Origin of the sequence: Lacibacter sp. H407, assembly GCF_037892605.1 — a bacterium.
In the GTDB taxonomy this organism is placed as follows: Bacteria; Bacteroidota; Bacteroidia; order Chitinophagales; family Chitinophagaceae; genus Lacibacter.
In genome coordinates this window covers 115,038-126,491 of record NZ_JBBKTU010000003.1, presented here as the reverse complement: position 1 = coordinate 126,491, position 11,454 = coordinate 115,038, and the positions used below count along the sequence as shown (strand labels likewise).

At 42.4% G+C, this 11,454-nt stretch carries 11 protein-coding genes; 5 read left to right on the top strand and 6 right to left on the bottom strand.

The annotated features are described in order from the left end of the window. Window positions 1-1,299 (top strand): MBG domain-containing protein (locus tag WG989_RS20920; RefSeq protein WP_340432105.1); only part of this gene is annotated, 1,299 nt, incomplete at its 5' end. A gap of 146 nt (window positions 1,300-1,445) precedes the next feature. Here WG989_RS20920 and WG989_RS20915 read toward each other — a convergent pair. The 3 genes from WG989_RS20915 to guaA form a co-directional block, all read right to left on the bottom strand. Continuing rightward, complete coding sequence (locus WG989_RS20915) at window positions 1,446-1,607, bottom strand: DUF2256 domain-containing protein (protein ID WP_340432103.1); 162 nt, start codon at window positions 1,605-1,607, stop codon at window positions 1,446-1,448. Between the two features lie 128 nt (window positions 1,608-1,735). Next, window positions 1,736-2,902 carry an ABC transporter substrate-binding protein gene (locus WG989_RS20910; protein ID WP_340432102.1) on the bottom strand — a complete coding sequence of 389 codons (1,167 nt, stop codon included), beginning with the start codon at window positions 2,900-2,902 and terminating at the stop codon, window positions 1,736-1,738. A 28-nt stretch (window positions 2,903-2,930) separates the two neighbouring features. Next, complete coding sequence (guaA, locus tag WG989_RS20905) at window positions 2,931-4,562, bottom strand: glutamine-hydrolyzing GMP synthase (protein ID WP_445298485.1); 1,632 nt, start codon at window positions 4,560-4,562, stop codon at window positions 2,931-2,933. A 156-nt stretch (window positions 4,563-4,718) separates the two neighbouring features. Between guaA and WG989_RS20900 the strand changes: the two genes are divergently transcribed. Next, a complete protein-coding gene (locus WG989_RS20900; protein WP_340432101.1) occupies window positions 4,719-5,450 on the top strand; it encodes a head GIN domain-containing protein in 732 nt (243 codons plus the stop codon). 265 nt (window positions 5,451-5,715) lie between these two features. Here the strand turns inward: WG989_RS20900 and WG989_RS20895 are convergent, their stop codons facing one another. Further along, a complete protein-coding gene (locus WG989_RS20895; protein WP_340432100.1) occupies window positions 5,716-6,060 on the bottom strand; it encodes an MmcQ/YjbR family DNA-binding protein in 345 nt (114 codons plus the stop codon). A 160-nt stretch (window positions 6,061-6,220) separates the two neighbouring features. Here WG989_RS20895 and WG989_RS20890 point away from each other — a divergent pair, with 160 nt between their 5' ends. Both WG989_RS20890 and WG989_RS20885 read left to right on the top strand, forming a co-directional pair. Then, the gene (locus WG989_RS20890) at window positions 6,221-7,243 is read left to right on the top strand and encodes an aspartyl protease family protein (RefSeq protein ID WP_340432099.1); all 1,023 of its coding nucleotides are present in this window, start codon (window positions 6,221-6,223) and stop codon (window positions 7,241-7,243) included. A gap of 38 nt (window positions 7,244-7,281) precedes the next feature. Then, complete coding sequence (locus WG989_RS20885) at window positions 7,282-8,688, top strand: early set domain-containing protein (RefSeq protein WP_340432098.1); 1,407 nt, start codon at window positions 7,282-7,284, stop codon at window positions 8,686-8,688. 58 nt (window positions 8,689-8,746) lie between these two features. Here WG989_RS20885 and WG989_RS20880 read toward each other — a convergent pair whose 3' ends face one another. Then, the gene (locus WG989_RS20880) at window positions 8,747-9,136 is read right to left on the bottom strand and encodes a cupin domain-containing protein (protein ID WP_340432096.1); all 390 of its coding nucleotides are present in this window, start codon (window positions 9,134-9,136) and stop codon (window positions 8,747-8,749) included. Window positions 9,137-9,321: 185 nt separating this feature from the next. On the opposite strand from WG989_RS20880, the gene WG989_RS20875 reads away from it, so the two are divergent. After that, a complete protein-coding gene (locus WG989_RS20875) occupies window positions 9,322-10,068 on the top strand; it encodes an outer membrane beta-barrel protein (protein WP_340432095.1) in 747 nt (248 codons plus the stop codon). Window positions 10,069-10,374: 306 nt separating this feature from the next. Here WG989_RS20875 and WG989_RS20870 read toward each other — a convergent pair whose 3' ends face one another. Further along, the gene (locus WG989_RS20870; protein ID WP_340432093.1) at window positions 10,375-11,433 is read right to left on the bottom strand and encodes a calcium:cation antiporter; all 1,059 of its coding nucleotides are present in this window, start codon (window positions 11,431-11,433) and stop codon (window positions 10,375-10,377) included. Window positions 11,434-11,454 lie beyond the last annotated feature (21 nt).

The following is an 11,454-nucleotide window of genomic DNA, read 5'->3' as shown; positions in this document are numbered from 1 at the left end:
TTGACCGTCAGTAAGCGACCGATCACAATTACCGCAATTGCGAATCAAAAGTATTGTGGTCAAGTTGATCCTGATTTTACGGCAACCGTTACAAACGGTACTATTGTAAACAACGATCAGCCAAGTGGAACATTGACACGTACAGATTTAACAAATGAAGGTGTTGCAGTTTATAGCATATTAAAAGGGACGTATACTTTCGGACCAAACTATGAAGAGACATATATCTCTGCCAATTTCACGATCCTTGGTGTTGCAATTGACGCCTCTGCCAGCAGTGCACCTGTTCCAGAAACAGTAGGTAGTGCAACGTTGTCAGCAACAGTTGTATCGGCACCGGGCGGCGTACTTCAACCTGGGGTAAGTGTAACATTTGTAGTTACAGACGAAAATGATGTTGAGATATATACTGATACAAAAATTACTAATTCATCTGGAGTAGCAACCGCAACAGTAACAGGCCTTACATTAGGGGTATACAAAGTTGTAGCAACAGCCGGCACCACTTGCGGATCATCTGTAGCTTATATCCCGGTTTACGATCCAAACGGAAACTTCGTAACAGGTGGTGGTTGGATCAACTCACCAGCGGGTTCATTAAAAGCAGATGTAAATATAACTGGTAAAGCAAACTTTGGCTTTGTATCGAAATACAAAAAAGGCAGCAGCCAAGTAGATGGTAACACCGAATTCCAGTTCCATGCAGGAAATATCAATTTCAAGAGTACAATGCATGAATCAGGATCATTAGTGATCGCTGGAGGTAAAGCAACTTACCGTGGTACGGGTACCATCAACGGACTATCTGGTTACAAGTTTACTATCATAGCAAATGATGGACATTGGAATAATGGCACCGGACCGGATAAGTTCAGAATTAAAATCACAACAACAACCGGTACTGTTGTATATGATAATGAAATGGGAGCGGATGAAAATGGAAACGCAACAACTGCCCTCGGCGGCGGCTCCATCGTTATCCACGAAGTGAAGAAGAAAACATCCAACCGCATGGAACCCGGCGCATTAGTATTAACTCCGCAAGAGTTCAATGTGAAAGTATTCGGCAACCCATCACTAAGCAGCTTCCGCCTTCAACTGATTGGTAGCGTATTGGAAGAGAAGTTTACCGTGAAAGTGGTGGATGTAAACGGTCGATTGATGGAGGTGAAACAAAATCTCTACGCCGGACAGGTGATCGAGCTGGGTAACAACTACAAGCAAGGAACTTACTTTGTAGAAGTATCACAGGGTACGAACCGGAAAGTGGTAAAATTAATTAAGATCGGAAGAGACTGAAACTAAGAGAGGAGTTATCAGTTATAACAGAGGCTGGTTGCGCAAGCAACCGGCCTTTTTTTATTTACAATTAGTCGTCCTTTGATTGTTGTAACAAAGCAATCAATATGCAGCTATGCATCACCGTAAGTGAGTGGACGCTGTTCTTATTTTGTATCGGCGGGTTTGCTGCTGTTACGGCTGTTTCGGCAACGGTCGCTGCAGTACTTTACTTCGTCCCATACCTTTTCCCATTTCTTTCGCCAGGTAAACGGACGGTTGCAAACAAGGCAGATCTTTTGTGGCAAGTGCTGTTTCTTGTGGGGCATAGAGAAGAAACAAGTTGACAGGTTAAAAAGTTTATTCGTCAACTACAGCCCGTAGCTGAAGTAATGACGAAGTGATATTCTTAAAGAGTTTGGAACTATGCTTTACAGGTTTTTTTCTCTAAAGGAGCTTAATTCATTCTCGACACCAGATTATTACTCCGCTTCAAAATATACACCCGCTTGTTTTCGAAATAATTCGGTCGACCTGAGGTCTTGTTGAAAATGGGTTTGAAATCATATTCGGTAAACGAACGGAAATTGCGTTCGTTCAGGTGCTGCATCAATTCATCATCATACTTCAATAACAAATTGATAAAATGCCAGCTTAATTCAAATCCTTTATAAGCCACATCGGAAGGTCGTCCGTTGGTAAGTTCGGTAAATGATTTTGTAAAGTTGCCATAAGCAACTGTACCCGTATTATAAAACGTAGTACTGTAAAAAATCGGCAAGTCTTTATAATCAGGTTTGCTCAGATCTTTGATGGCATCCCATGTAGGCATCCCAACCAATTCAAATGAATATTTTTTTCGGAGACTGTTGGCATTGTTCACCAACCGTAATCCAAAACTTTCGTCCAGTGATCCGCAAATGATCAGGTTGGTTTTGGTACTGTCGAGATGAGGCGTAAGATCAGCTGTTGTAAATCCATCACCCAGCATCACCGTTTTCCATTTCAACAACTGGTTGCTATTGCTTCCCTTATTGGATTCGTTAAAGGAAGCAGCAAGCCGGTCTTCCTGTTGTCCTTTGCGGCGTACATATACAAGATTAGCTGTTGGATCATGTCGCATCACAAAGTTGTAAAGTGCTTCGCAGTGAACCGAAAGCGTTGAATTTACGATAATGGTAAATGGATTATTGGTAACACCACCGTCGTTCGGAAAAGTAGCCGATACAAAGGGAATATTTTTCATCTGTGCAATTTCTGCCAACGTCATGTATTCGTTTCCGCTAACGGCCCCGATTATCAGATCCAATGAATCAAAACTGGTACGTTTATACAATTCCGGTAAACTCTGGTTGGCAGAACGCAGATCGTACACAACTACTTCAAGATTTTTGTTGGTTGATAATGAATCAACAGCAAGTAATGCGCCTTGCACAAAATCGAGCCCGGATAACAAATGCCTTGGCATCTGGTTGGCAAAGCGATATGTTTCACCTGTAAAAGAAGAATCAAGATAGAGGTTTGCAAAAATGCCGACACGGTATTTTTTTACAGCAACACTGTCTTGTGCGGGCAACGCAAACACAAACAAGAAACCCAGTAAAACAAAAAATAGTTTTTTCATATAGTTTAAAACGACACTTAGCAGATGATTATTCCCATTCAATGGTTGCAGGCGGTTTGCTGCTGATATCATACACTACACGGTTGATGCCTCGCACTTTGTTGATGATCTCATTCGAAATATGTGCCAGAAATTCGTAGGGGAGATGTGCCCAGTCAGCCGTCATACCATCAACCGAAGTAACTGCTCTTAACGCCAATGTAAATTCATACGTACGTTCATCGCCCATTACACCTACACTTTGCACCGGCAACAGGATAGCACCTGCCTGCCACACTTTATCATATAAGTTATGTTCTTTCAATCCATTGATGAAAATGGCATCGGCACGTTGTAACAGATCAACTTTCTCTTCTGTGATCTCTCCCAGAATACGAATAGCTAAACCGGGACCGGGGAAGGGATGACGGTTCAGCATATCAGCCGGGATACCCAGCTCTGCACCCACTTTCCGTACTTCATCTTTAAATAAATAACGAAGCGGTTCCACCAATTCCAGTTTCATGGTGTCGGGTAATCCACCCACGTTGTGATGCGATTTGATAGTTACAGATGGACCATGCACGCTCACACTTTCAATCACATCCGGATAAATGGTTCCCTGTCCGAGTAATTCCACACCTTCTATTGTATGTGCTTCACGGTCGAATACTTCAATAAAAGTGCCCCCAATGATCTTCCGTTTTTCTTCCGGGTTGCTTTTGCCCGCCAGCTTGGTATAAAAATGTTCACGTGCATCCACACCTTTTACATTCAAACCAATAGTACCATAAGTATCAAGTACCTGCTGAAATTCATCTTTGCGCAACACTCCATTATCAACAAAAATGCCAAAGAGATTGCTGCCGATTGCTCTGTGAATTAATGTAGCGGCTACAGTAGAGTCAACACCACCGCTCAACCCCATGATCACTTTGCGATCGCCGATCTGTTGTTTTAAACTGGCTACCGTTTCGTTCACAAACGATGCCGGTGTCCAATCGGCTTTGCAGCCGCAGATATCCATTAAAAAGTTCTTGAGTATTTTCTTTCCTTCGGTTGAATGGTACACTTCCGGATGAAACTGCAATCCATACAATGGCTTACTAACGGTACCGTTCGAACGAAATGCAGCAACGGGAATAGAATCCGTAACGGCCATGATCTCAAAGCCGGCCGGTAATTCGAGGATGCTGTCGCCATGGCTCATCCATACCTGCGATGTTTCACTGATATCTTTCAACAGCACATCTTCTTTTTCTTTCCGTAATACAGCACGGCCATATTCACGTTTCTCACTTTTCTCCACCCGTCCGCCAAGTTGTTTGGCTGTAAGCTGGGCACCATAGCAAATGCCGAGAACGGGAAATTTTTTGGTGAGTGCTTCGATATCTACCGTGGGTGCGTTTGCATCATTTACGGAGAACGGGCTACCGGAAAGAATGATCCCTTTCAGGTATTCGTCTACTACTACGGGTTTGTGAAACGGGGTGATTTCGCAGTACACATTGCATTCACGCACGGCACGGGCGATCAACTGGGTATATTGGGAACCAAAATCGAGGATGAGAATCTTTTCTGTCATGATGCGGCGAAGGTAACAAAAAGCAGCAATGGCCAAAAGCAGAGATATTCGGGCAATGGGGAAAAGAGTTTCATCCTGTGTAGAAACAATTGGCATGAATAATTTTTACCCTATATTTTTTCATTTACTTTTGTCGGGCTCCAGCTTTAACCCATGTATGATCTTTCAGTGAGCCGTGTGCGTAACCAACAAACCGTTGTGCCCGTCTTAGCGTGAAGGTCTGCAGATTACTATTAAAACAAAAACCAAATCATGATGCGCAAACAAATTATTACCGGAGCGGTACTTCTGTTCATTTTTTCGATCACCATTACTTCCTGCGGCTGGCGTAGTGTAAAAGGCAATGGCGACATAGTAACCGTTAACCGTAACGAAGGAAGTTTCAAAAGCGTGAAGGCATCCGGTTCCTTTGATGTATTTTTTTCGCAGGCCGATGAAACGGAGATAAGAATTGAAGCCGATGAAAATTTGATGAAATACATTTTAACATCGGTAGAGGATGGAGTATTAAAGATCCGTACCAAAAGTGGCACCAACATTCGTCCATCACAAGACATTAAAGTATACATCAAATCGCCCCGCTATTCATCGGTAAGTCTGGCTGGTAGTGGTAATATGGTTGCTCAAACCGCCATCACTTCTACCGAAAAGATCAGGCTGAGTATTGCAGGTAGTGGCGATATTAAACTGATGGAAGTAAATGCACCGGAAGTGCATGTAAATATTGCCGGTAGCGGAAAAGCAGAAGGATCGGGCGCAACCCGTGTGGTGGATATTGAAGTGGCAGGAAGTGGTGATGTGATGATGAAAGACCTGAAAGCAGAAACGGCCAAGATCAATATTGCCGGTTCAGGCAATGTGTGGGTGTTTGCCAGTCTGGTGCTGGATGTGCGTGTAGCAGGTGGCGGTGATATTCATTATTACGGCAACCCGGCCGACATCAAATCGAAATCTGCGGGATCGGGTAATCTCATAAAAGAGTAAAGATTTTCACAAAAAGGGCCGGCAACAGCCCTTTTGTCTTTTAAAGGCAGTAATCAACCGCATCTGTTAAGTGAAGCAGTTGATCGGCCCGTACATTTGCAGCGGCTCCGTTTTTAGATCCAACTCCGAAAAAACGACTCCCGTTCCTCTGAAGATAATTGCATTCGCCCTCTTGTAAAATTTATTAATAGACCCCATTGGAAACAGTTTGTTTTTCCTGATGTTTTTGGTTAAGAAAGATCCTCCGTTTCGGGGGATCTTTTCTTTAAGTTGGTTTTTTATACAACCCGGCCAACGCTTTTGGCGCCACCTCACAATACGCTGTTGTCAACACTTCTGTCAACAGATCTTTTTTGACCTTTTTGAGATCAACAAATGTCCAGCCCTGCTGCCCCCATTTATTCGGTACGGGCCAAATGATCGTTTTGTCGATGAGGCAATACACCGATTGATCAGTTGCTGAAAATTTTACACAAGCTGTGTGTGTTGCTTCATCGAGTGTAACAAAGATTTTCTTTTTTACACGGAACGATGTTTTTTCAAAATGCGGTTGTTCGGTTACTTCTGCAAACGAGAGTGCAAGCTGACGAAAGGTTTTGAGTGAGATCATATAGTAAGTTATTCAATCAGTTTGAAAAATGGTAGTGATACTCCGTAACATTTTTATCTCAATGTGCGTATTATGTTAAAGTGTGTTGATTGGTTGCAGCAGTTGTTTGCTGGTGCGGCATCTTCTCACAGCTTTTATAGTTTTGTTTTCTATAAACCTTATGTCATCATTCGCACAATCACTGTTGATTGCTGTAGCATTTTTATGTGCTGCAGTACAAGGCCAGGCACAAGCTGCCAGGAGCATTGATTCGTCGAAAACTGTGTTGACGTATAATAGTGATCTGTTTACTCAAACTTCAGCAGGTTCGTTTGGCCGTGAGCCGGTTGTAAAAACAGATACGGCCGATTTTATTCTTCCCTTCAGCCGTGCAGGGAACCTCATCTTAATTAAAGCAAAAGCCGATACCATTGAAGGGAGTTTTATTTTAGATACCGGGGCACCGGGTTTAATTCTCAACATGACTTACTTCCGGGATTATCCTGTAACAGAAAGTGGTGCCGGTGAGCAAGGTGGAGGCATTACAGGTTCGGTGGCAGATTACGGTCGTACATTGGTAAAGAAGTTATCGTTTGGTGCAGTGAATTATTTTAAAGTGGAAGCCGATCGTATCAACCTCGGTCATATTGAAAACAGTAAAGGGATCAAAATATTCGGATTACTCGGTGTGCAGTTGTTCAAACAGTTTGAAATGATCATTGATTATGAGAACAGCGAAATTCATCTGCATCATGTCAGCAAAAGAGATGAGAAAAATTATCAGCATTCGATGCTCAACGATACCGCTGCTTATTCAACGTTTCCCATTACTTTACTTGACAACAAAATACTCACGTATGGAAAAATAGGGAATAAGAAGCTCACGTTTTTGGTAGATACAGGGGCAGAATCAAATGTGATCGACAGTCGTTTATCAGAAGCGGTATTGGATAATGTAGTGATCACCCGACGCATAGTACTCAACGGAGCGGGCAATAGGAAAGTAGATGCTTTGTATGGTGATATGAGTAACCTTACGATGGGTACAAGAGATATGGCGAGTATGCCGGTGCTGGTGACCAATATGGAAAAAATGTGCGCCTCCTATGAACGATGCCTGGACGGAATGCTTGGATTTGATTTTCTCTCCATGCACAAAATTGGATTTAACTTTGTAAAGCGGAAGATGTATATATGGAAATAATGCAAACCATAAGCTTCATAAAACAATGCTGCAGGCGTATGCTTCCGGTGTTGCTGCTGCTATTGGTATGCAGTAACGCCAACGCACAACCGCCCATCAAAGCATTTGTGGTGAAGAACGGGCATATCTACATCACACTCAGCAAAAACATTGTTGCAGAAGAGCTGGATGCATTTGTTGCACAATACAGTTTACAGGAGCTTGATCTCAAAACCTTTTTCAAAACCAACCGTCCTGATTCATTATTGAAACTTGGCTGGGACATCAATCTCAACAACGGTGAAATGCTGGTGCTGAGCAAAAACATGTTGGCGGCTGATAAGCTTATGGATCCGGTTGAAAAAATTCTGCTGGCGCAAAAACGGTTTAATAACGGTTACGGATATGTTAACAAAGAACCATTGTATGGTTATAATAAGTTTACAAAAAAATATCCCTTTGCTGTAAAAGATTCGTTGGTTTCGTTCTTTCTGCGGGATAATAAAACTGCAAGGAGAGTAATGCTGGCCGGTACATTCAATAACTGGAACCCTGAAGCATTAGCCATGCAGCAGGTCGACAGTGGATGGATCGCTATTGTAAAACTCGGCGCAGGAAAACATTACTATAAATTTATTGTGGATGAAAAATGGACGGTTGATAAAGACAATCAGTTGATTGAAAATGATGGGGAAGGGAATGATAATTCGGTGTATTATAAAACCAATCATGTGTTTTCATTGGCTGCAAACAGTGCTGCAAAACATGTGTCGGTAGCAGGAAGTTTTAACGACTGGAGAGATGATCAGATACGCATGAACCGGACTGCGACAGGCTGGGCCATTGATGTGTACCTCGCCGATGGAACACATACCTATCGTTTTATTACCGATGGGCGTTGGTTTGCTGATCCTGCAAATCCTGATCAGTTTCCCAATGAGTTCAACGAAACCAACTCAGTGGTAATGATCGGCAAGCCGCATTTGTTTTATCTCAAAGGTTATTCAACTGCACAAAAAGTAATGTTGATGGGCTCGTTCAACCAATGGCGGAATTATGAATTGCCGATGACGAAAACAGATAGCGGTTGGGTGTTTCCGTACACACTGGGCCATGGTAATTATGAATATACATTTGAAGTGGATGGAATGAAAGTGAATGATCCTGCAACAGGAAAAGAAATGGCCAATCAAACATTGATCATAGCACCGAATCAAATATTCCGTTTAAAAGGATTTGCAGATGCAAAAAAAATATGCCTCGCAGGAACATTCAATAACTGGTCGCCCAATGGTTTTGTAATGCAGAAAGAAGGCGATGAGTGGATCATTCAACAACATCTTACACCCGGCAAACATCAATACAAATTTGTAATTGATGGAAAGTGGGTGGTTGATCCCGCCAATAAACTTCGTGAACCAAATGAATTTGGCGAAGAGAATTCAGTGATTTGGGTGGATGAGTGATGAGTAGTCAACGTCGGACAAAACTTTCCCATTCGACGCAATGATCACTGAAGATGGGTTATGCGTTAACCACTACTTCTTTCTGATTGTTATTAATGATCGTGGTGATCATCTTAAACTGTTCATCGGCATGAAAACAATGAAGTGTATTTGCAGGGATCACAATACCTTCTCCAAGTTTCAAGTTAAATTCTTTGTTGCCGATGGTTACATCTGCTTTTCCGTCGATGATCTGCACGTAGGTATCAAATTCAGTTGTTTTATCACACAACTCTTCACCTTCATCAACAGAAGTAGCCGTTACATCTCCACCCGATTTTTTGATCACTGTTTTACTTACAACCGAATCAGGAATGTATTCTACGATCTCAACAATAATATGTGATGTTGATTTCGGCAATTCATTTTTACGGGGTTCTTCAGTTCCTTCTTTCGTATCTGCTGGCATATTGTTTTTGTTGTAAGGTCACATATTTGCAGCAGGTAAATGTTATAAATAAAACAGTTAGAGTTGTATAATTCATACGTTTTCTTCCCTTTAACTCATTCCGCTGCACCGTAAACTAATCCGTATGCTGTTTTCATAAATAATCGTTGTTTCCTTTGTTTCATCAAACCAAAAACTCTTCTACCATGAAACAACTTCTTACCGTTATTCTTCTGATTATTACAGGTGTTACCATTGCACAAAACACACCTCAAAAAAAGATAGCAAAGGGAAAGGATACACTGCGTGCCGGCTTTGATGCTTTTATCAAGATCGATGATATTGATAGTGAGGTTCCGGATACACTTCCACCTGCTCCCAATCTTTTAACGCTCAGTGCCGGCGGAACCATGTCGCAAACAACCAATACAAATTTGGTCGATCGTTATGCTGCACAGGCAAGACCGGGTTATACCATCAGCATTGGTTATGCACGGGAGTTACCTAAGAGCAGGTTGCAGATCAATGCCGCTTATTTCAAAGGCGGTGTAAATGTTGCAACAGGTGATATCAACGGCGATGGAAAAAATGATGTGAGTAATGTTGATTTGCAATACCTGAGTATTCCGGTGCAATACCAGTTCTACCTCGGAGCAAGCAAACGATTTTTTGTGGGAGCAGGAGGGTATGCATCGTTCCTGCTTTCATCCAAACAAACAGGTCGACCCATTTATGGTGATATCAAAACCTATGATGCAGGCGCTGCTGCATCTGCAGGTGCATGGCTTGGTAAACGATTGATGGTACAAACAGGTTATCAGTTTGGATTGGTGGATATTGATGTGAGTGAAAGTAACAAAGCCCGTAACGGCATGGCCTTTCTGATGCTGAGTTATGCATTGTATTCAAAAATAAAATACGGACCGGTGATTACGATAAAGCCGAAGGGGTAGTGCTGTTACGTTTACAAATTATCTGAGCATGAAAATGTTTCCGGTTTGCTGAAATGAAAGCCGGAAACATTTTTATTCTTGCTATTGTGTATTTACCTGCAATGATCTTTTGCAGAGGTTGAATGTTTTCTCTGCACGCATTTATTGATAAAGCTGTTTTTGTGTATTCGTCGATAGTGGCAAACACCCAACTGTTGCAAGATGAATACTTCATATACTTAAGAGCAGCAATCTTATTTTTTTTGATCCTTTCTCTCATCGCTAAAACAGCTGAACCTGTGGACTCATACTGTAATACCCGAAGACTTATGCAAAAATGATGGTGAAGATGTACATCATTAAATTAACCAAAAACACCACTGCATACAATCCGTTTGTTCGCCCTTTATTTAACGAGAGCATCACTGTGAAAATGGATAATGCAAGCAGTATCATCGATTTCTTATCAACACCTAACACAAGTGGCAAATCCATCAAGGTACATACAATTACCACAGTTGGAATACTAAGACCAATACTGGCCAATGCGGAACCCAACGCAAGGTTAATGCTCGTTTGGTACTGGTTGCGCTGGGCAGCCCGTATGGCTGCGATCCCTTCCGGTAATAAAATAACAGCGGCAATTGCAACACCTACCAGTGCAGTTGGCAAACCCGCTGCCACTACACCGCTTTCAATTACCGGCGAAAGTTTTTTTGCAAGTACAATCACAACGCCTAAACAAATAAGCAGCAGTATCGAACTGATGATCGCTTCCATTTGTGTAACAGACTTTTCTTCACCCGTTACGCCTGCCAGGAAATAGTTACGATGCCTGATTGTTTGTGTAAATAGAAAAGCTCCGTAGATCAATATACAGGAAACAGCAACGGCAATCAGCTGCGGCGTGTTATAGGACGGGCCGGAAACACTCGTTGTAAAATTTGGCAATACGAGGGTGAGTACCAATATGGATACAAGACTTACCAGTGCAATGGTCACGCTCTTTGTCTCGAATATCTGTTCTTTGAATTTCACAGCTCCAACCAGCATGCTTACACCCAATATGCCGTTCAGTATAAGCATCACCGCTGCAAATAATGTATCACGGGCATAGGTGTCGGCACCGGCACCGCCCGTTAACATCAGCGATACAATGATAGACGCTTCCAAAAGTGTTACCGCCACAGCCAGTATGATGGTTCCGTACGGTTCACCCACTCTGTGCGCCACTACTTCAGCATGATGCACCGCTGAAAGTACATTCACGATCAAAGCAACGATCGCAATCAAATTAACGAACGGACTGCTCTCTGCCGGTGCCAGCAAATAGAAAAGCCATGCAATGACCGGCGCTATATAAGTCCAGTGAAATAGTTTTTTCATATCAATGTATGTTTACGTTGC